We start from the raw sequence: 18,620 nt of genomic DNA, 5'->3' as shown, positions 1-18,620 counted from the left end.
TACTGGAAAGGTTCATAAAAGAACTCCAGGGTATTGATCAGAAAGTTGCTGTTTCCAAGCGGTTAAGCGGCGCGAGTGCCCAGGTAAAGAGCGGGCATCAGGCGGGCTTCAGCCAGGTTGGAAACGTTACGTCTCTGTGGGTCTTGAGGGGCGGCGTGAGCCCAATGCTGCTGCAGTCGGCCAGTCGTCGGGCAGGCACGCCAGCGCGCCAGCGGATGGGCCGGGCGCATTCGAGGGGAGGGTACGGCAAAGGCCGGGCGGGCAACACAAACGCCTGCGGGCGCTCGGCACAGCTTGGCCCGCAGGGTCGCGGCCAGCGTTCGTACATCTTTTACAACAAAGGTTTGGAAGGTCATAACACACCTCGGGACCGGACGGGCGACCGGCGAGGCAGTTACGGTGGAGCACAAGCTCTAGCGCAGCTTACCGGACCGGAGAGGCAAGTCCTGTCATCTTCTGGGTTGGGCGCCCGATGCCCGCCAACGCGGTGCTCGGACAGCGACTAGATACTGTGTCCATTGGCTTCTTTTGTGAGGTTTAAAAAAGGCCCCAGTTGCGGGCAGGGGCAATCTACTCAGCCAGTTGCGGAATGTCAACGCATGATTAATTAAATTGCCAAGTGTTCAGAGTCTATTCAGATAAAACATATTCACAAGTTACCGGGCATATATAACTTCATATGCCTTGCGCGGCGAGAACGGCGAGATAGATCAAGACTACACCGCACGCCGCGTAACTGATGCGTTGCCAGGTCGGCGAGGCGTTCTTGCGCAGCAGATTGACCAGTGCGGCCGTCAGAAAACACGACAGCACCGAGGCCAGCATGAAACCGCCGAAAAACATCAGCGTCTGCGTGTGGCTGGGCGTAGCCCCGACGATGCCCGACAACGCACTGCCCAGCGCCCCCCAGTACACAATGTTCTTCGGGTTGGCCAGCGAAATGGCTGCGCCCACCGCCAGCGCATTCGTGCCGGAGCCGGCTGGTGCGCTGTCGGCTGCGGGCAAACGCCAGGCGTCGAGCAGGCTGCGCACGCCGAGCCATGCGAGGTAGAGCGCGCAGAGGAGGGTCAGCGGCACGCGCACGGCGTCATGCTGGATCAACAGCGCGATGCCGGTCAGGCCGATCACGGCCCACACCGCATCGCCGACCAGCGAACCGACCTGCACCAACAACGCCGGGGTGAAACCGTGTTGCAAACCACGGCGCAAGGTCTCCGCCAGCACAGCGCCGGGGGACAGGCAAAACACAAAACCGAATACCAGTGCGTAAAAGAAGATCGCCAGCATCCCTATGCTCCATCAAGTGATGGCGGGCAGTGTGCTGGCGCACGCACGCGTTGTCTTGGACCAGATTGTGCTGTTCAGCGTTTCGCCACACTCTGATAGCGGCCAGGCGTGAGGCCATAGGCGGCGCGGAAATGCCGGTTGAGGTGGCTCTGGTCGGCAAAACCGAGCTGATGGGCGACCTCGCCGGCCGCCATCCCATTACGCAACAGGCCTTTGGCGCGGCGCGTGCGCAATTGCATGGCCCATTGGCGAGGGCTGAGCCCGGTCTCTTTTTGAAAGGTGCGCAGCAGGTGGAACTTGGACAACCCCAGCGCCTCGCCGAGGTGGTCCAGGGGCAGCGATTGATGCAACTGTGCGGCGAGCAATTCCTGGGCGCGGCCGATCAGGCTTTTGCCGGCTGCCGCGTTGCCGGGCAAGCGCACGCCGCTGAGGCCGACCACTTCTCCCAGCAGCACAACCAGGGCGTCTTCGTTCAGCTCGCGGACCAGAACGTCGCCGCTAGATGCGCCTTTTGCCACAACCGCCAGGCGCAGCGCCAGATCCGGCTGGAAACACAACGATCGATCGAATTCGACATGCGCCAACCCCAGGTCGGCGGCCAATTGCTCGGCGCTGACGTACAGGCTGACAAACTGCCACGGCGCGCCTTCCGCCGCACCGCCGCCCTGAATCTGCCCGGGGTTGTACAAGGTGATGGCGCCTGGCCCAGCCACGAATTCGCGGCGGTCCAGCCACACGTTTTCTTCGCCCACCAGGTTCACGCCGATCACGCATTCGTCGTGGCTGTGGCGGGCAAAGGTCAGGCCGGAGCAGTGGACGCTGTTGATTTCGTAGTCGCCCAGCCAGGCGTGTTGCAGGGTGCTCATGGGGTCGGCTCAGTCATGGGATGGACGTGAGCATACGCCGTCAGCCAGGCTCAGATCGACCGTTGATTGACCCGTTGCGACAGTTCTTCGGCGCTTTCCCTGCGCTCCGAGTAGCGGTCGACCAAATCCGGACGATCACGCAGCAGCACGGTGAACTTCACCAGTTCCTCCATCACGTCGACAACGCGATCATAGAGCGCCGAGGGTTTCATGCGGTCCTGATCATCGAACTCCATGAACGCCTTGGGCACCGAGGATTGATTGGGGATGGTGAACATACGCATCCAACGCCCGAGTACGCGCAGTTGGTTGACCGTGTTGAAGGACTGGGAACCGCCGCACACTTGCATCACCGCCAGGGTTTTGCCCTGGGTCGGGCGGACCGCGCCCAAGGACAACGGCACCCAGTCGATTTGCGCTTTGAACACCGCCGACATCGAACCGTGTCGTTCAGGGGAACACCAGACCTGGCCTTCCGACCATTGCATCAGTTCCAACAGCTCCTGCACCTTCGGATGCTCACGCGGGGCATCATCGGGTAATGGCAAGCCGCTCGGGTCGAAAATGCGCGTTTGTGCGCCGAAGTGCTGCAAGAGGCGCGCGGCCTCTTCCACCAGCAGGCGGCTGAACGAGCGTTCGCGGGTTGAGCCGTAGAGCAGCAGAATGCGCGGCGGCCGACTCGAATCGAGCGGGCCGGAGGTGATTAACGACGCGTCCAGATTGGGCAGGGTACTCATGGTTACTCCGCCTGCAACAGCGCAATGCGCTCGAGTTCGGCTTTCAGTTCGCCAGGGTTGAGGTCGGCAAAGGGCAGCGCGAAAAACGCCCGGCAGCGTGTGGCGATGGTGCGCAGCGTGGCGTCGAATGCGGCTTGGATGCTCGCCTCGTCGCCGTCGACATCCGAAGGGTCTGCCAACCCCCAGTGCGCCTTCAGCGCCGGGCCGAAATACACTGGGCAGGCTTCACCGGCGGCCTTGTCGCACACCGTGATCACCACATCCGGCGGGCTGCCTTCAAAGGCGTCGTTGCCCTTGCTGTACAAGCCCTGTGTGCGGATGCCCGCCGCCTGCAAGGTGCTCAGGCTGCGGGGCAGCACCTGACCCTTGGGGAAGCTGCCGGAGCTGACCGCCTCAAACCCTTCTGGCGCCAGGTGGTTGAACATCGCTTCGGACAAAATGCTCCGGCAGCTGTTGGCGGTACACATGAACAAGACTTTCATTGGCGTATGTCCTTCAGAGGCTAAGACGCAAGGCGAGGGCGGCGAGAGTGACCAGCAACACCGGCAAGGTCAGGACGATGCCGACCTTGAAGTAGTAACCCCAGGTGATGGTGATGCCTTTGCGCGCCAGGATATGCAGCCACAGCAGGGTGGCCAGGCTGCCGATGGGGGTGATTTTCGGGCCGAGGTCGCTGCCGATCACGTTGGCGTAGATCATCGCGTCCTTGACCACGCCCGCGGCATGGCTGGATTCGATGGACAGCGCACCGATCAACACGGTCGGCAGGTTGTTCATTGCCGAGGACAACAATGCCGTCAGCACCCCGGTGCCCATCGCCGCGCCCCATACGCCATAGGTGGCGAAGGTGTCGAGCCAGGTCGCCAGGTAAGTGGTCAGCCCGGCGTTGCGCAGCCCGTAGACCACCAGGTACATGCCCAGGGAAAAGATCACGATCTGCCAGGGCGCTTCCTTGAGCACTTTGCGCGTGGAAATCTTGTGGCCTTTGGCGGCGATCACCAGCAGCAACACCGCGCACACCGCAGAGATCGCGCTGATGGGAATCCCCAACGGTTCCAGGGCAAAGCAGCCGATCAGCAGGATACCCAGCACCCACCAGCCGGCGCGAAAAGTCGCGTGGTCGTGAATGGCGCTGGCCGGGTCCGCCAGGTCGGCCGGGTCGTAGGTCTGCGGAATATCGCGGCGGAAAAACCACAACAGCACCGCCAGGGTGGCGGCGACGCTGACCAGGTTCACCGGCACCATCACCGCTGCGTATTCATTGAAGCCGATCTTGAAATAGTCCGCCGAGACAATGTTCACCAGGTTCGACACCACCAGCGGCAGGCTCGCCGTGTCGGCGATAAACCCGGCGCCCATGACGAACGCCAGGGTCGCCGCCGGAGAAAAACGCAACGCCAGCAGCATCGACATCACAATCGGCGTGAGGATCAGTGCCGCGCCGTCATTGGCAAACAGCGCCGACACCAACGCGCCCAGCAGCACCATGTAGGCAAACAACCGCCGGCCGCGACCACGGCCCCAACGGGCCACATGCAGCGCAGCCCAGGCAAAGAACCCGGCCTCGTCCAGCAACAGGCTGATGACGATCAGCGCGACAAAGGTGCCGGTGGCATTCCAGATGATGTGCCACACCACCGGGATGTCCGCCAGGCTGATCACGCCGCAGGCCAGTGCGAGGATCGCGCCCATGGTCGCGCTCCAGCCGACACCCAGGCCTTTGGGCTGCCAGATGACCAGGATGATGGTGAAGATAAAAATCGCAATTGCGACAAGCATGAATAAACGCTCCGGTGGCTCAACAGCAGGTGCTGGCTCGTTGTGGTCTGTCGCCCATTGCATCAAGACGCAGCGCGTCGTTTTGCAACCATGGCTGGTTGGCTTGCAGGGTGGTGTCCAGCACGTGAGTCACCCAGTCGGGCAGTGCCGGATTGATGCGGTAGTAGATCCATTGCCCTTGGCGACGATCCAGCAGCAACCCGCTGTTGCGCAGTTGCGCGAGGTGGCGGGAGATTTTCGGCTGGCTGTCGTCAAGTGCATGGATCAGTTCGCACACGCAAAGTTCGCCTTCGCGCAGGATCAGCAAGGTCATTCGCACGCGAGTGGCATCGGCCAGGCATTTGAATAGGGTTGGAGGTGAGAAAGGGACTGACACGGTCAAGGCCTGCTCGTATAGGTATATCCGAATATACGTATTTCCATATGTTTCAGTCAAATCCTGTTTCAATTGATATGGATCAAATGTCTGGAAACACGCCACAAGTGATTGAAATTAAAATGAAACACAAATGTCCTAAAGTGCCTGCCCATAGCTGATGAAGGAATACCACGCGTGACCCGTGCCACTCGCAATCTGCGCAAGACCCTCGATTCCGTCGCGGAAAATAACGAAACCGCGGCGTTCGATCTGATGCGTGCCGTCGAAAAACTCGGCGATGAAGTGCTGCGCCAGCGCTTGCTCAATACCATCCACCGTCTCAACCAGGACGCCTATGAACTGCGCGAAGCGCGGGACTCGGTGGAACTGGTGTCGGTAAGGCTCGCCTGAGCAAGATCGTTCAAGACAACCTGCATATTGCGCTGGCATGCTTGTCGACTGTCTGTCGATGAGCGGTTCCCATGCCTACTGCTTTACCTCACTACGCCTTCGCCCGTGGCGCGATTGCTGTCATTCCGTTGTCCCTGGCGTGCGCGCCCTGGGGCTTGCTGGCTGGCTCAATGGCCATCGAAGCGCACTTTTCCCCGCTCGAAGCCCAGGGGCTTTCCGCCATCGTGTTTGCCGGTGCCGCGCAACTGGTGGCCATCGGCATGGTCAAGAGCGGCGCCAGCCTGATCTCCATCTTGCTCACGACTTTGCTGCTGACCTCACAACATCTGCTGTACGGCATGCACCTGCGCCCCACATTGTCCGTGCTCAAACCGCGCTGGCGCATGAGCCTGGGTTTCCTGATGACCGATGAGTTCTTCGCCCTGGTCAGCCAGTACGACCGCGAAACCTTCAATCGCTGGTACGCGCTGGGTGTTGGCCTGACGTTCTATATCGCCTGGAACCTGTTCACCCTCGCCGGCATTGTCCTGGGCAAGAGCATTCCAGGGCTCGAACACCTGGGCCTGGAGTTCTCGATTGTCGCGACCTTTATCGCGTTGATCACGCCCGTGGTGCGCGATGTGCCCACCGTGGTGTGCGTGGCGGTGGCGCTGTTGTGCTCGGTCTGCTTGAGCTTCCTGCAGTGGGAGTCGGCCGTGGTGGTATCGGGTGTGTTGGGCATGAGTGCAGGGTATGCCTGCAAACGACTGGGAGTCGGGCAGGCATGATTTTTGTGATGATTGTTGCAATGGGCTTGATCGTATTTTTTAACCGCTACCTGTTTATCGAACCGCGCCTGCCCGTGCGGCTCACCCGCGGTGCGCGGGAGTTTCTCGGGTTCGCGGTACCGGGCATGCTCACGGCGATTTGCGGGCCGATCATTTTCTTTGCCGACCACCGGCTCAACCTGAGCCCGGCCAACCCCTACCTGCTGGCCGGGATCTGCGCGGTGGCGCTGATGGTCTGGACGCGCAATGTGCTGCTCACCGTGCTGTTGAGCATGGCGTTGTTCTACCTGTTTCGCTGGTGGTTCTAAACACACCGGCGAAAAAAAGCCCGCGGGAGGGCGGGCTGAAGGAGACTTCTAAAAATGAGCCCGGCCATTATCGGTGGCGCGTTCTCCTGTCACAGTGAAACTAAATTCATTCGGTGGGCGGCGTCGCCTTCTTTTTCGCCTTGGCCTCGGCCGCCAGGCACTCCAGCGCGAACTGCTCGGTGTAGGTCATCTGGATCGGCGTACTTTCGCCTTTCACCGTGCGCTCGCCGTCGAGAATGTAGCGAATGCGCTTGTCCGTCACGCCAATGCGCTTGGCGATCCACGTGGGCGTCTGGCCGATGCGGCTGATCAGCTTGTCGGCATAGTCGGTGGATGGGTTGTAGCGTTCGGCATTGGGTGTCATCGGTTTTCCAGGTAGAAGCGAACTCGCAAGTAGGCGACAGGGTGACGTAATAATCCGTGAGTGTCGCCTGCTAATGGTAGAGTCGCGTTTTTTTCCAAGGAGCGATGGCATGCGGAAACTGGTAATTGGCGCATTGGTACTGGCAGCACTGGCCGGCTGCGCGGGCTCGAAAATGAACGCGGCACGCACCGGCACGCCCTACAAGACCTTGGCGTCGGACAAGGCTGCGCTGGTGGTTGCCCAATGTATCCAGTTCGGCTGGCAGGACGAGGCGGTGTTTGGTGTCGACGCCGGCGGCTTCAAGGAGCCGATCGGGGCGGGCGGTTTCACGGTGTACACCACCGGCGGCGATTACTTTGCCGACGTGCGCAGCGCAGGGGCCGGTTCCTCTGTCGATTACTACACCGCTGAAGACTCCATGGTCGCCAAGCGCCGTTTGGCCGCACTTGCGACTTGTCTGTAATCTGTTGCCGTAGTGCTTTTAGGAAATGCCCTGCGGGACAGTCGCAGGGCATTGTCCTATGATTCCCCCGCTCGCTCGACGTAATAGCTCTTTACCAGTACACGGATGTCGAGGCCGTCACGTCGGGCGAGCCTCCCAGGTCATCAGCGCGGCATATAACCCAAGTGCCAGCGCCGGGGGATCTTCAGTGACACCAGACCCAAAACCGCAGCCAGCGCCCCGCTGACCAGCAGCGCACCCAAGCCCATGCGGTGCTCGAGCAACGCCCCGATCACCGCCCCGATGAACATCCCCGTCCAGGGGACCAACTGCACGCGCCACCCGTTGCGGCGCTCCCCCAGCAGCCAGCGTCCCAACCCACGACCAAAGCGTGACAGCGCGCCGGTGACATAGGTAAGCCCCACCGGCAAGCCGTTGACCTCTTCGACCGCGGCATTGAGCATGCCCATCGCCACAATTGCCGCGAGCAAGGCGGGCAGCATATCGGCGAACGGCCACAGCGCGCCGCCGCAGAGCAGCGCCGCGATGCACAGCAGCAGGGGCAGGGCGTGACGGCCGCTCATGCGGCTGACCACGATACCCAAGGCGTTGCCGACCACGAAGGTCGCGACCAGCAACAGCAGGCGCCCGGTCAGGCCCAGGTCACCTTCGCTGATTGCTACCGCCAGGCGCGTGGTGTTGCCGCTCATGAATGAGACAAAGTCGCCGCTGGCCATGAAACCAATGGCATCGGTCATGCCCGCCAGCACAGACAGGCTGGCCACCAGCATCATGCCGACACGACCCCGCCATTGCTGTTGACGGGCGAGTACGACGTTGGCGTAGGGCTTTTGGGACGAAGGCAGCATCGGGCTGGGTTCCTCGGTGAGATTATGCGGCCACTACCGTAAGGCGCTTTGATGTCTGGCGCAATGACCTCAGGCAGCTTCCAGCCTCCAGCCAGCGTCATGCCAGACCAAAGTATGAGAGGACTCGATCGCCTGTAAAAAACTCGAGGTGTGACACTCCCATTGCGTAGGTAATGTCCTTGCAGGTCGCGGGGCAGGTCGGCGGACGGCAGGTTACAAACAGATCAGGCCGGTCTGTCTGATTGACTGCAACGCAAGACGCTGCGGCCACAAGATTTCGCGGCTACGCCAGCACCGCCACCGCCTTGATCTGCGCCCATAGCGTCTGGCCGGGGTGCAGTTGCAACTGGTCGCGGGAGAAGCGTGTGATCCGTGCCAGCAACGGCGTGCCGCCGGCATCCAGGCGCACCAGCACATGGGCGCTGTTGTCCGCCGCAATCTCCTGGGTGACCGTCACCGGCAGGCGGTTGAGGATGCTGCTGTGGGCTTCGGCCTGTAAGTTGAGGCTCACGTCCCGCGCCTGCACCTTGACCCGTAGGGCTTTGCCCAAGGCCAGCGGCGTATGGGCGACGCGCATCTGCAAGGCACTGCCGGGCAGTTGCAGGGTCAGCAATTGATAGTGCGCGTCGTAAGCGCTTACCGTGCCGTTGATCACCACACCGGCGTCGTCGCCCAAGGCCAAGGGCAAATCCAGCCGCGCCAGGGTTTCACCGATGGGGCCGCTGGCCAGGGCCTGGCCGTCGCGCAACAACACGATGTGATCGGCCAGGCGCGCCACCTCGTCCTGGGCGTGGCTGACGTAGAGCACCGGAATGTCCAGTTCGTCGTGCAGGCGTTCCAGGTAAGGCAGGATTTCACCTTTGCGTTGGCTGTCGAGTGCCGCCAGCGGTTCGTCCATCAATAACAGGCGCGGGCTGGTCAGTAGCGCGCGGGCGATACCGATGCGCTGGCGCTCGCCGCCGGACAAGTGCTGCGGATGCCGCTCAAGCAAGTGGCCGATGCCCAACAGTTCGGTGGCCTGGGCCATGTCGACGCGACGTTGCGCACGCGGGATGCGCTTGAGGCCGAATTCCAGATTGGCGCGCACCGACAGATGGGGGAACAGGCTCGCTTCCTGGAACACATAGCCCAGCGCACGTTTATGCGGCGGTACGAACAGCCCGTTGCGGCTGTCTTGCCAGACTTCGTCGTTGACCTGGACAAAACCGTCCTCGGCACGTTCCAGCCCGGCAATGCAGCGCAGGCAGGTGGTCTTGCCGGAGCCGGAATGCCCATACAGCGCGGTGACGCCGCGACCGGGCAGTTGCAGGTCCACTTTCAGGGCAAAGGCGGAATACGTGAGGTGCAGGCGTACATCGATCATCGGCATCAGCTCCAGCCCATCTTGGTTTTACGGCTGGAGTAGAGCGCCAGCAACACGAGGAACGCGAACACCACCATGGCGCCGGCCAGCCAGTGCGCCTGGGCGTATTCCATGGCTTCGACGTGGTCGTAGATCTGCACCGAGACGACCCGGGTCTTGTCCGGGATATTGCCGCCGATCATCAGCACCACCCCGAACTCGCCGACGGTATGCGCAAAGCCGAGAATCGACGCGGTGATAAACCCCGGGCGGGCGAGGGGCAGGATCACGCTGAAGAACGTGTCCCAGGGGTTGGCGCGCAAGGTCGCGGCCACTTCCAAGGGGCGTGTGCCGATGGCGGAGAAGGCGTTTTGCAACGGCTGCACCACGAACGGCATGGAATAGATCACCGAGCCGATCACCAGCCCGGCGAAACTGAAGGTCAGGGTGCCCAGGCCCAGCCATTGGGTGAACTGGCCGAAGTAACCGTGCGGCCCCATCGTCAGCAGCAGGTAGAAGCCGATGACCGTGGGCGGCAGCACCAGCGGCAGGGCGACCACCGCGCCGATAGGCCCGCGCCACCAGGAGCGCGTGCGCGACAGCCACAGGGCAATCGGAGTGCCGATGACCAGCAGGATCACCGTGGTCAGTGACGCCAGTTTGATGGTCAACCAGATTGCGGAAAAATCGGCACTCGATAGCGGCATTTAGAGCTCGTAACCGTAGGACTTGATAACGGCAGCGGCTTTCGGCCCTTTCAGGTACTCGACCAGCGCCTTGGCAGCGGCGCTGTCTTTGCCCTTGTTGAGGATCACCGCATCCTGTTTGATCGGGTCATGCATGGACGCCGGGACGATCCACGCCGAACCGCTGGTGACTTTGCCGTCTTTGTAGATCTGCGACAAGGCCACAAACCCCAACTCGGCATTGCCGGTGGAGACAAACTGATAGGCCTGGGTGATGTTCTGGCCCTCGACGAGCTTGTCCTTGAGCTTCTCGGTCAAGCCTTCCTTGGCCAGCACTTGGGTGGCGGCCAGCCCGTAGGGCGCGGCTTTCGGGTTGGCGATGGACAGGTGCTTGAACGCGTTCTGCTTGAGCACATCGCCCTTGGCATCGACATAACCTTCCTTCGCCGACCACAGCGCCAGGGTGCCGACCGCGTAGGTAAAGCGCGAACCCTTGACGGTATCGCCTTCGGTTTCGAGTTTTTGCGGGGTGGTGTCGTCGGCGCTGAGGAACACTTCGAACGGCGCGCCGTTCTTGATCTGGGTATAGAACTGCCCGGTGGCACCGTAGGCGGCGATCAGCTTGTGACCGGTGTCCTTCTCGAAATCGGCGGCAATCGCCTGGATCGGTGCGGTGAAGTTGGCGGCGACGGCCACCTGGACTTCATCGGCGTGGACCGCAGCGGCGGTGACAAGCGCAATGACGGCCGCCAGGCCGGGGCGAATCAAGCGTGGGAGGCTGAAGGTCATGGATAGCTCCGTAAGAGAAGGAAAAAAGCCAATATTGAGCGCTGCCGGACCAGGGGGGCGGTCAAGCGGTGTATGTATAGGTATATAGCGAAAAAATGGCAAGGGGAATCCGCCGGCCCCGCGCTGACATTTCCCGGCGGCAACGGCCCGCCTCCTGACAGCCAATGCACGGGAACCCGTTGATAGTGCAGCTCCTTTAGCCGGCAAAGGAGCAAGTGCCATGCAAAGGGAATATGCCTATATCAACGTCGGTGCACCGAACAACCTTACCAGCGAGGCCGCCGTGAAAGCCTGGCTGGACCGCGTACTCAGCGCTTCGGCACTGGAACCGCAGGCCAAGGCGCTGATCACCACGCAATCGTTGATACCGGTGGAGTTTTCGATCCTGGAGGAGGGGGCCGAGCCGGGAAGTCCTGCGTTGATTGTCGAGCGCCAGGAAATGCCCCTGTGGAAAATCCTCGACAAGCGCTTCACCTGGCGCGCCAGTGTCGGAAAAAACCAATCGACTGACAGCGTGCAGGTCAATGTTCTGTTTCCCAAGTTTTACGGGGCATTGGCCCAACGCTTGACGGCCCATCGATACTTTCTCGACAGCCTGCGAGTGTCAGGCCAGGCCCAGAGTGTCGAGTGGGAAGAGCGTGGCCTGGCGATCGCGACACGGCCTTTGCTCAAGACCGAGGTGGTGCTGTTTTCCGTGTGGGGGGCGAGTAAGCGCCTGCTTGCGGATATCTGGTTCGATCTCCCGCTGATTTCCCTGGGGGCCGGGCAATGGCCCAGGGCGATTGGCACCGGTTGGCCGGGGATGCGTATTGGCGCACGCAGCGGCGATCACATTCGTTATTCCGATGAGCCCGGCAAAAACACGCTGTGGGTCAAGCCGTTCGGCGAGGCGGTACTCGACGCCGATTTCAGCATTTTCCCGCGCTGGACGCCCCGTGCCGTCCTCCTCGCCGACCAAGCGCTGAAGGCCGACGAAGTGATCGAGGTGACTCTGAGCGCAATGCCTTATCAGGCCGATGAGGAGCGCTACATCATAGAGGTTCCGGCCTCGCGCCGCGCCGCTGCGGATTGGCACTACTATCTCAGCGTCTACATGAGTTACCGCTGCCCCTGGGTCAACTGCGGCGTCTTGCAGGAAGACGGCGGCATCCGGCTGCAGAGCGAGCGGCCCAATCAATGGTTCGTGCGCTGCGATGCCGCGCGGCTGTTTATAGCGGTCAGCATTCAGCCCCGCGAACGTACCGGCTGGAAGGCCCCCACCGCGCCCCCGACGCCCGAGGCAACCACGACCCAGGCCTGGCAAAAATGGGATGGGCTGAGGGAGAGCGTGGGCAATAACAAGATCGCCAAAGACTATATCGAATCGTTGATCGATCGCTGCCTGAAGAAGTCCGGTTTGTCTCAAGACACCCAGCAACTGTTCAAAAAAGAACGCCAATTCAAGTTCAAATACCTGATAGGCCACCCCACATATTCTCCTGGCGTGAGTGCATTCGTGCCGCCACGCTACAAGTACTTTTCCTTTGAACAAGTGCTGTTGGGTGAGCCGCAACGGCGTGCGTACTTCCAGGAAAAACTCAGTGCCGTGCATGTGCAGGGGCAAGCCTTGCCAGCGTCGCAAGTCGCGACATTGACCGGGATGCGCGACGTGTTGCTGGCTGACGTCCTGGCGGATATCGATGCGCTGGCCGCCAGCGACGACTACCAGAAACTGTTCGGCGAAACCTGTGACGCCCTCGCCAGGGTGCGGGTCGCACGCTACCTCGCGCAGGTCGATGCAGCCGACGAAGACTTGCGAGGGTGTGCGTTCCGCTACTTGAAAGGCGAGTTGAAACCGCGACTGCTGCTATTCAACGAAGCGGTGGTGCCCAATGCGATTGTGCTCAAATTCAACTCACAGAAGGCATTGCTGATATCCCTCAACTTCACCGAGCTCAAGTGGGCGGTCTGGGCACCAAGCACCACCGCCGGGCAACCCTCGGAGGTGTTGATGCGATTTGTCGCGGAACATTCCCCTTTCCCGCAGAAAATGAACCTGGTGCCTCAGGATTTTTTTCCGCAAAAAAAACGCTATGGCTACCATTACCGGCGTTTCGCCCCGGAGCCGGTGTCCTTTCGTGATACCCAGCACATCAACGCGCAATTGCAGTTGGCGGCCATCGCGGATATCAAGGGGCAGGTCGACTACGCAGTGTTTTCGTCCGACGAAGAGCGGCGCCGGGTAAAACTGGCGATGTTCAAAAGTGTCGCCCGTGCGGTGTCCGGCCTGGTGACGGCGGCCGTCGGGCCCTTGAGCGGGTTGGGCGCGCTGCTGCTTTCCGGCATGGCGCGCTTCATCGCCAATGTCGGTGATGTCGGCCTTACGTATGCGTTGGCGCAAAATACCGATCGTCCCGAGGACTACGCCCACTACATCCATGAGTGCAAGCTGGGGGTGCTATTGGCGATGGTCGACCTGGGGGCCGACCTGCCCAGCGCCAATGCCAAGTTGCGCATATTGCTCAAGCAGTCGACGCTCGGCGGTCGGACCGTGGCGCCGATTCTGAATGCGCCCATAGACTACGACGCCCCGATAAAGTTGAAACAGACCAGTGAGTCCGAGACTTTTGTCTCCACGCCATTCTGGTTGATCGACCTGCGCCAGCGCATGGAAAAATCCTTCGACGAACGGGGCAAAGGCGCCGAACTCAAAGGTTACCTCCAGGCAACCGCCACCTGCGGTTATGCCGAGGCGAAAAGCTGTTCCGACTTTTTGCGCAGTCAACGCTGGGAGACACAGGCCGTCGGCGTGCTGATTTTCTCCGAACTCGGCGATCAGCGCCCGCAAACGCATTTTGCGTTGTCGATTCGGGATGCGACGGACACCGCGATGGTCGATTTCAGCCTGGGCGACCTCGATGCCTCAATGAACGGTCGCGGCTATTTCGGTACGTTGAAAGGCTGGGAGGACTGCGTGCGCGGGTTGCCGGCCTTGGAGGGCGCGTTGGTGATTTACAAGTTTTATCCGGATTTTGCCAACGCAAGCCTGGAGGTTGACGGGGCGTTTGCGCTGGGCATCAGTTGGAGCCCCTTCGTCAATGGCGGCGATTACAGCGTGCTGTCGTTTCCCCTGGATTTCGTCTGCGGGGTTCGCGAGCAGTTGGAGCGTGTCTGGGCCCAGGTCTTTCACCAGTTGCCGATCAATGCATCGCTATCGCTCAATGAACCGGCGACCTTCAATCAGTCTGAACTGCTGGCGCAAGTCAGCAACCTCAGCGGCCTGGTCGACGAGGCGGAAGGGCTATTGCGGCGCACCATTGGCGTGCAGGCGATCGGTGAGTTGCGGGCCTTGATGCTGGGCTTCCTTCAGGCATGGCGTAACGAACCGCGGGGCGGCTATCGAGAACTGATGGAGGGCGTGATGGCTGAGGAGGCAGACTTGGTCAACCAGGCATTGATCCACCTCGAAGCCCTGCAGGCCGGTTTGCCAAGCACGCTCGCGAGCGCGCAAAACGCGCTGGTCGATTGTGTCGACTGGGTCGCGGTGCGGGCCGGAATCGACGACGATGCGTGGCGACTGTTATTTAAACAACAACTGGAACTTCATGTGTCAGGCGAGCAGGCGACGGTGGATTTATACACCGCCGCTGAACTGGACGCGCTGTATGAACAGCTCGCCCGGGGCCAGCAGCGTGAGTGTCATCACCAGCGCAGCTCCGGTTATGAGCGACTGACCATGACCAGTAGCCGGGCGTTGCTGGGGATAGGGTTGGGATTGATCCGCAAGATGGCCCAGGAGCGCCAGGCCGAATGCTGTTTCGCGCTGATCATGGCGAGCCAGCCCTACGACGACAGCAACGAACACTTTGCCCGAGTCGTATATGGCATCTGTGCGTTGCGTCAACAGCGGTTTACTGTGTTGACGCCGCTGCACGAACGTCGGCTCAGCGGCCTTCCACCCGCAGAGCCGATACTGATCTGACGTGCGTTACCGAGACAGCCGGCTCAAGGCTTGTTCTGCCAGCCAGGTGGTCAGCTCGCGGGTTGCGAACGGATGCCGCAGGCCCACCGCCTGGCCCGCCCACAGGTTGCTGAAGCCGGCTTCATCCTTGGCCTTGAGTGGCAGCAACGCACCGCCGGCCCTGGGGAAGGCCGGGGCCAGCGGGTTGATCGCGCCGAGTTCTCGCATCACCCGGTTGACGATGCCGCGTGCCGGTCGGCCGGTGAACAGGTTGGTCAGCGCGGTTTCGCTGGCCTGGGCGTGGCGCAATGCATGGTGGTGCGAGGGGCTGACCGTGGCTTCGGGGGTCAACAGGTAGGCGGTACCGATCTGCACCGCCGAAGCACCCAAGGCAAAGGCGGCCGCGATGCCGCGCGCGTCAGCGATACCGCCGGCGGCGATCACTGGCACGCTCACGGCGTCGACGATCTGCGGCACCAGCGCCATCAAGCCGATCTGGCTGTTGAGGTCGTCGCTGAGAAACATACCGCGGTGGCCGCCGGCTTCAAGGCCCATGGCGATGATCGCATCGCAGCCATGCTGTTCCAGCCAAATCGCTTCTTCGACGGTTGTGGCCGATGAAAGTACCTTGGCGCCGGTCGCTTTGACACGGTCGAGCAAGGACTTTTCCGGCAAGCCGAAATGGAAACTGACCACCTCGGGACGGAACGCTTCCACCACTTCACAAGCCGCTTCGTTGAACGGCGCACGGTTGGTCACCGGCGTCGGAGCATCAAAGTCGGCGCCCAGTTCGCGGTAGTAGGGTTGCAGCAGGTCTTTCCAGCGCCGATCACGGGCGTCGTCCGCCTCGGGCGGTTGATGGCAAAAGAAGTTCACGTTGATCGGCCGCGTACTGGCCTGGCGGATAGTGCTCAACGCATCGCGCAACTGCTCGATACTCAGCGCCGCCGCCGGCATCGAACCGAGCGCGCCGGCCTCGTTGGCGGCGATGACCATTTGCGCGGTGGTTGCACCGGCCATGGGCGCCTGGATAATCGGTACCTCGATGCCCAGCAGATCGAGAATGCGCGTGTCTGGCCAGGTGCTCATGGGATGCGTCTCCAGCGTTGGTAAGAGTTTTCGCTGTTTTAGCAGGGCCCTTGGCATCCGGCCAGTCTGTTTTATTCACTGGACGCAGCCTGGGTTTCGTGTAGTGGCGCGGGCTGTTTTAGCGGTCGCGCTCGCGTTCCAGCAACTGGCGCTTGCGCTCCACACCCCATCGGTAGCCCGACAACTCGCCATTACTGCGCACCACGCGGTGGCAGGGAATCGCCACTGCGAGGCGATTGGCGCCACAGGCCTGGGCCACAGCGCGAAAGGCGGTGGGTGCGCCAATCCGTTCGGCGATCTGCGCGTAGCTGGCGGTGCTGCCCACCGGGATGTCGCGTAAGGCCTGCCATACCCGTTCCTGAAAGGCCGTGCCGCGCAGGTCCAAGGGTAAGTCCAGGCCCAGGGCCGGGGCTTCTATAAACCCCACCACCTGGGCGACCAACTGTTCGAAGGCCGGGTCGGCGCCCAGCAGTTCGGCGTTGGGGAATTGGTCCTGCAGGTCGCGCACCAGCGTGTCCGGCTCGTCGCCCAGCAGAATCGCGCACACGCCGCGATGACTTTGCGCCACCAGAATCGCGCCGAGGGAACATTGGCCGACGGCAAAATGGATGTGAGTATTCGTGCCGCCGGCTTTGTAATCGCTTGGCTTCATGCCAAGCAGTTGGTCCGCCGATTCATAGAAGCGGCTGTTGGAATTGAAGCCGGCGTCATACAGCGCGTCGGTGACGGTGTTGCGACCTTTGAGCCCCTTGCGCACTTTGCGTGAGCGCTGGGCGCTGGCATAGCCCTTGGGGGTGAGGCCGGTGACAGACTTGAACACGCGGTGGAAATGGAACGCACTCAGCCCGGCTTGCTGTGCCAGTTGGTCGAGGCTGGGCGGGGTTTCGGCGTGTTCGATCTGCCGACAAGCGTTGGCCACCAGTTCGGCGTGGCGTGCCGCGCGTTGCGTCTGGTCACCGGTCGCGCGTTTGCTTGGGCGATAGCCTGCCGCCTCGGCCTGTTGAGGTGTCTCAAAGAATTCGACGTTTTCCGGGCGCGGCAAGCGCGAGGCACTGCTGGGACGGCAATACACACCGGTGGTTTTTACCCCATAGACAAACAGCGCGTCGGCCTGAGGATCACGGGCGAGGATCGCTGCCCAGCGCGGGTCATGTTCGTTATTCATTGCCTGCTCTCATGACGGATCACGGCCAGATTAGTCGTGTCGCGGCGGCCTGGCACTCTGAAGCTTGCGGTCAAATCAGCCGGCGGTGCGAAAGGTCAGGTTGATGCGTTGCGGGCCCATGACCGGATGCGTGCCGTCCTTGACCGGCATGACTCCGTGGAAGCGCAGACGATCGACCCCGCCCCACACCACCACATCGCCATGGAACAACGAAATTTTTTGCGGCTTGTCGCTGCGTGCATGGCCGCCGAACAGGAAGATCGCCGGCAGCCCCAGCGACACGGAAACCACCGGCGCGGTATAGCAGCGTTCGTTCTTGTCCTGGTGCAACGACATCTTCGCCCCCGGCACATAACGGTTGATCAGGCAGGCATCGGGCACAAAATCGCTGAACCCGGCGTCGGCCGCCGCGTGTGCCGCCAGTTGGCGCAACGTTTCGGGCATGACTGGCCAGGGGTGGCCACTGCGCGGGTCAAGCGCGGTGTAGCGGTAGCCGCTGGGATCGGTGGTCCAACCCAGTTCTCCGCAACTGCTCAGCGCGGCCGACATGGTGAAACCACCAGGCGTGACCATTTGCCGAAACGGCGACTGAGCCAGCACGCAGCGCAACGCTGGCAGAAGATGCTCAATCCAGGGCAGGGCATAGCCCCTCAGAAGGTGGGACTGTTCGCCAATCTGCTCACGCCCTGCGGGTTGTTGCAGGGCGTCGTCGGCGAACAGGTCGACGGTCGGGCCAGGCATGGGCTTACAGCGCCTTGCTCACGTTGATGTCAGTGATTTCATCGCTGGCGTCGTGAATCTTCGCCAGTACTAGCTTGGCTTCTTCGACGCTGTTGCTGTGCAGTTGGGCAAACTCAAAGCGGCGTTCGCCGTTGAGTTTGTACTTAATGACGTATTTGGTCGTGGTCACAGCTTTTTTCCTGTCGAGTGTTCGGATCAGCTCAATTTGCTGTTGGTGCGACGAACGATGCGGATCTTGTGGGACAGCGCAGGTTTGCGGGTAACGCTGATGGCGCGGCGCGTCACAACGTCCAGGGTGATGTTCCAGAAACCGGTGCTCGGCGCGGTGATTTTCGCCGGGAACTTGTCGAACGCGCCGCCGTGGTAGGTGTGACGGCCGCCATTCTTGAAGCTGCGAAAATTCGCATCGCTCATCAGACGGATATTACAAGTCTGTGAGCATTCGATGACGACAATATCTCCCTCGTTGAGGTGCTCACGCTGGTGGATGAATTTCATGGGCGGGTGTCTCCAGAAGGGCTTTTTCTGAAAAATCAGAACGATACGTAGGTTAAGATAGAGTTTATCAGCCCCAGCGCGTTTATTATCGGGCCGTCGTCGACGACTTCGACAATTTAAAACAGTTATTTACCGAGTTATCAGGGATAAATCCTACGTGGGCGGGAGAAAATTACCATCCC

General features: G+C 61.4%; 21 protein-coding genes. 5 read left to right on the top strand and 16 right to left on the bottom strand.

All coding sequences use genetic code 11. The features are described 5' to 3' along the window. Window positions 1-675: 675 nt before the first annotated feature. The 6 genes from PverR02_RS16500 to PverR02_RS16475 all read right to left on the bottom strand — a co-directional run bounded on the left by PverR02_RS16500 (window position 676) and on the right by PverR02_RS16475 (window position 5,045). Window positions 676-1,287: a LysE family transporter gene (locus PverR02_RS16500; RefSeq protein ID WP_017846331.1), complete on the bottom strand. Its 612-nt coding sequence runs from the start codon at window positions 1,285-1,287 to the stop codon at window positions 676-678. Window positions 1,288-1,361: 74 nt separating this feature from the next. After that, the gene (locus PverR02_RS16495; protein ID WP_079443897.1) at window positions 1,362-2,153 is read right to left on the bottom strand and encodes an AraC family transcriptional regulator; all 792 of its coding nucleotides are present in this window, start codon (window positions 2,151-2,153) and stop codon (window positions 1,362-1,364) included. 50 nt (window positions 2,154-2,203) lie between these two features. Further along, the gene (arsH, locus tag PverR02_RS16490) at window positions 2,204-2,890 is read right to left on the bottom strand and encodes an arsenical resistance protein ArsH (protein WP_046383551.1); all 687 of its coding nucleotides are present in this window, start codon (window positions 2,888-2,890) and stop codon (window positions 2,204-2,206) included. A gap of 2 nt (window positions 2,891-2,892) precedes the next feature. Continuing rightward, window positions 2,893-3,372 carry an arsenate reductase ArsC gene (locus PverR02_RS16485; protein ID WP_046383550.1) on the bottom strand — a complete coding sequence of 160 codons (480 nt, stop codon included), beginning with the start codon at window positions 3,370-3,372 and terminating at the stop codon, window positions 2,893-2,895. Between the two features lie 13 nt (window positions 3,373-3,385). Beyond that, window positions 3,386-4,669, bottom strand: coding sequence for an arsenic transporter (locus PverR02_RS16480; RefSeq protein ID WP_079443896.1), 1,284 nt, complete (start codon window positions 4,667-4,669; stop codon window positions 3,386-3,388). 19 nt (window positions 4,670-4,688) lie between these two features. Next, a complete protein-coding gene (locus PverR02_RS16475; RefSeq protein ID WP_046385300.1) occupies window positions 4,689-5,045 on the bottom strand; it encodes a metalloregulator ArsR/SmtB family transcription factor in 357 nt (118 codons plus the stop codon). A 177-nt stretch (window positions 5,046-5,222) separates the two neighbouring features. Here PverR02_RS16475 and PverR02_RS16470 point away from each other — a divergent pair, with 177 nt between their 5' ends. From PverR02_RS16470 to PverR02_RS16460, 3 genes are all read left to right on the top strand, one after another. Continuing rightward, window positions 5,223-5,438 (top strand): hypothetical protein, encoded by a 216-nt coding sequence (locus tag PverR02_RS16470; RefSeq protein ID WP_017846326.1) that lies wholly within the window; start codon window positions 5,223-5,225, stop codon window positions 5,436-5,438. Between the two features lie 71 nt (window positions 5,439-5,509). After that, window positions 5,510-6,205 carry an AzlC family ABC transporter permease gene (locus PverR02_RS16465; RefSeq protein WP_079443895.1) on the top strand — a complete coding sequence of 232 codons (696 nt, stop codon included), beginning with the start codon at window positions 5,510-5,512 and terminating at the stop codon, window positions 6,203-6,205. Further along, a complete protein-coding gene (locus PverR02_RS16460) occupies window positions 6,202-6,513 on the top strand; it encodes an AzlD domain-containing protein (RefSeq protein WP_046383547.1) in 312 nt (103 codons plus the stop codon). The genes PverR02_RS16465 and PverR02_RS16460 overlap by 4 nt, the downstream gene beginning before the upstream one ends. Before the next feature lie 106 nt (window positions 6,514-6,619). Here PverR02_RS16460 and PverR02_RS16455 read toward each other — a convergent pair whose 3' ends face one another. Next, window positions 6,620-6,877, bottom strand: coding sequence for a hypothetical protein (locus PverR02_RS16455; protein ID WP_017846323.1), 258 nt, complete (start codon window positions 6,875-6,877; stop codon window positions 6,620-6,622). A 109-nt stretch (window positions 6,878-6,986) separates the two neighbouring features. Here PverR02_RS16455 and PverR02_RS16450 point away from each other — a divergent pair, with 109 nt between their 5' ends. Beyond that, window positions 6,987-7,340, top strand: a complete 354-nt coding sequence (locus PverR02_RS16450; RefSeq protein ID WP_017846322.1) for a hypothetical protein — start codon at window positions 6,987-6,989, stop codon at window positions 7,338-7,340. A gap of 143 nt (window positions 7,341-7,483) precedes the next feature. On the opposite strand, the gene PverR02_RS16445 is transcribed toward PverR02_RS16450, so the two are convergent. The 4 genes from PverR02_RS16445 to modA all read right to left on the bottom strand — a co-directional run bounded on the left by PverR02_RS16445 (window position 7,484) and on the right by modA (window position 11,005). Then, window positions 7,484-8,188, bottom strand: coding sequence for a YoaK family protein (locus tag PverR02_RS16445; protein WP_017846321.1), 705 nt, complete (start codon window positions 8,186-8,188; stop codon window positions 7,484-7,486). Between the two features lie 283 nt (window positions 8,189-8,471). Next, complete coding sequence (gene modC / locus PverR02_RS16440) at window positions 8,472-9,557, bottom strand: molybdenum ABC transporter ATP-binding protein (RefSeq protein WP_407691827.1); 1,086 nt, start codon at window positions 9,555-9,557, stop codon at window positions 8,472-8,474. Then, window positions 9,557-10,237, bottom strand: coding sequence for a molybdate ABC transporter permease subunit (modB, locus tag PverR02_RS16435; RefSeq protein WP_017846319.1), 681 nt, complete (start codon window positions 10,235-10,237; stop codon window positions 9,557-9,559). The genes modC and modB overlap by 1 nt, the downstream gene beginning before the upstream one ends. Continuing rightward, window positions 10,238-11,005 (bottom strand): molybdate ABC transporter substrate-binding protein, encoded by a 768-nt coding sequence (gene modA, locus PverR02_RS16430; RefSeq protein WP_046383545.1) that lies wholly within the window; start codon window positions 11,003-11,005, stop codon window positions 10,238-10,240. Between the two features lie 220 nt (window positions 11,006-11,225). On the opposite strand from modA, the gene PverR02_RS16425 reads away from it, so the two are divergent. Continuing rightward, complete coding sequence (locus PverR02_RS16425; protein ID WP_079443894.1) at window positions 11,226-14,966, top strand: hypothetical protein; 3,741 nt, start codon at window positions 11,226-11,228, stop codon at window positions 14,964-14,966. Between the two features lie 6 nt (window positions 14,967-14,972). On the opposite strand, the gene PverR02_RS16420 is transcribed toward PverR02_RS16425, so the two are convergent. The 5 genes from PverR02_RS16420 to PverR02_RS16405 form a co-directional block, all read right to left on the bottom strand. Continuing rightward, window positions 14,973-16,034: an NAD(P)H-dependent flavin oxidoreductase gene (locus PverR02_RS16420; protein WP_046489455.1), complete on the bottom strand. Its 1,062-nt coding sequence runs from the start codon at window positions 16,032-16,034 to the stop codon at window positions 14,973-14,975. A 118-nt stretch (window positions 16,035-16,152) separates the two neighbouring features. Next, window positions 16,153-17,199: a bifunctional DNA-binding transcriptional regulator/O6-methylguanine-DNA methyltransferase Ada gene (gene ada, locus PverR02_RS16415; protein ID WP_017846315.1), complete on the bottom strand. Its 1,047-nt coding sequence runs from the start codon at window positions 17,197-17,199 to the stop codon at window positions 16,153-16,155. Between the two features lie 75 nt (window positions 17,200-17,274). Continuing rightward, window positions 17,275-17,940, bottom strand: coding sequence for a DNA oxidative demethylase AlkB (gene alkB, locus PverR02_RS16410; RefSeq protein ID WP_079443893.1), 666 nt, complete (start codon window positions 17,938-17,940; stop codon window positions 17,275-17,277). 4 nt (window positions 17,941-17,944) lie between these two features. After that, window positions 17,945-18,109 carry a hypothetical protein gene (locus PverR02_RS32300; protein WP_017846313.1) on the bottom strand — a complete coding sequence of 55 codons (165 nt, stop codon included), beginning with the start codon at window positions 18,107-18,109 and terminating at the stop codon, window positions 17,945-17,947. 26 nt (window positions 18,110-18,135) lie between these two features. Continuing rightward, window positions 18,136-18,438, bottom strand: a complete 303-nt coding sequence (locus PverR02_RS16405) for a DUF1883 domain-containing protein (protein ID WP_017846312.1) — start codon at window positions 18,436-18,438, stop codon at window positions 18,136-18,138. Between the last annotated feature and the right edge of the window lie 182 nt (window positions 18,439-18,620).

Source organism: Pseudomonas veronii (assembly GCF_002028325.1).
In the GTDB taxonomy this organism is placed as follows: domain Bacteria; phylum Pseudomonadota; class Gammaproteobacteria; order Pseudomonadales; family Pseudomonadaceae; genus Aquipseudomonas; species Aquipseudomonas veronii.
Note: the sequence above shows the minus strand (reverse complement) of the source record. Positions and strands in the feature narration are given on the sequence as shown.

Coding starts and splice junctions, on each gene's coding strand:
- ada (WP_017846315.1), bottom strand. CDS start 17,199: ATGAATAACGAACATGACCCGCGCTGGGCAGCGATCCTCGCCCGTGAT.
- modA (WP_046383545.1), bottom strand. CDS start 11,005: ATGACCTTCAGCCTCCCACGCTTGATTCGCCCCGGCCTGGCGGCCGTC.
- PverR02_RS16460 (WP_046383547.1), top strand. CDS start 6,202: ATGATTTTTGTGATGATTGTTGCAATGGGCTTGATCGTATTTTTTAAC.
- PverR02_RS16420 (WP_046489455.1), bottom strand. CDS start 16,034: ATGAGCACCTGGCCAGACACGCGCATTCTCGATCTGCTGGGCATCGAG.
- PverR02_RS16455 (WP_017846323.1), bottom strand. CDS start 6,877: ATGACACCCAATGCCGAACGCTACAACCCATCCACCGACTATGCCGAC.
- PverR02_RS16425 (WP_079443894.1), top strand. CDS start 11,226: ATGCAAAGGGAATATGCCTATATCAACGTCGGTGCACCGAACAACCTT.
- modB (WP_017846319.1), bottom strand. CDS start 10,237: ATGCCGCTATCGAGTGCCGATTTTTCCGCAATCTGGTTGACCATCAAA.
- PverR02_RS16485 (WP_046383550.1), bottom strand. CDS start 3,372: ATGAAAGTCTTGTTCATGTGTACCGCCAACAGCTGCCGGAGCATTTTG.
- modC (WP_407691827.1), bottom strand. CDS start 9,557: ATGCCGATGATCGATGTACGCCTGCACCTCACGTATTCCGCCTTTGCC.
- PverR02_RS16405 (WP_017846312.1), bottom strand. CDS start 18,438: ATGAAATTCATCCACCAGCGTGAGCACCTCAACGAGGGAGATATTGTC.
- alkB (WP_079443893.1), bottom strand. CDS start 17,940: ATGCCTGGCCCGACCGTCGACCTGTTCGCCGACGACGCCCTGCAACAA.
- arsH (WP_046383551.1), bottom strand. CDS start 2,890: ATGAGTACCCTGCCCAATCTGGACGCGTCGTTAATCACCTCCGGCCCG.
- PverR02_RS16450 (WP_017846322.1), top strand. CDS start 6,987: ATGCGGAAACTGGTAATTGGCGCATTGGTACTGGCAGCACTGGCCGGC.
- PverR02_RS16500 (WP_017846331.1), bottom strand. CDS start 1,287: ATGCTGGCGATCTTCTTTTACGCACTGGTATTCGGTTTTGTGTTTTGC.
- PverR02_RS16480 (WP_079443896.1), bottom strand. CDS start 4,669: ATGCTTGTCGCAATTGCGATTTTTATCTTCACCATCATCCTGGTCATC.
- PverR02_RS16495 (WP_079443897.1), bottom strand. CDS start 2,153: ATGAGCACCCTGCAACACGCCTGGCTGGGCGACTACGAAATCAACAGC.
- PverR02_RS16465 (WP_079443895.1), top strand. CDS start 5,510: ATGCCTACTGCTTTACCTCACTACGCCTTCGCCCGTGGCGCGATTGCT.
- PverR02_RS16445 (WP_017846321.1), bottom strand. CDS start 8,188: ATGCTGCCTTCGTCCCAAAAGCCCTACGCCAACGTCGTACTCGCCCGT.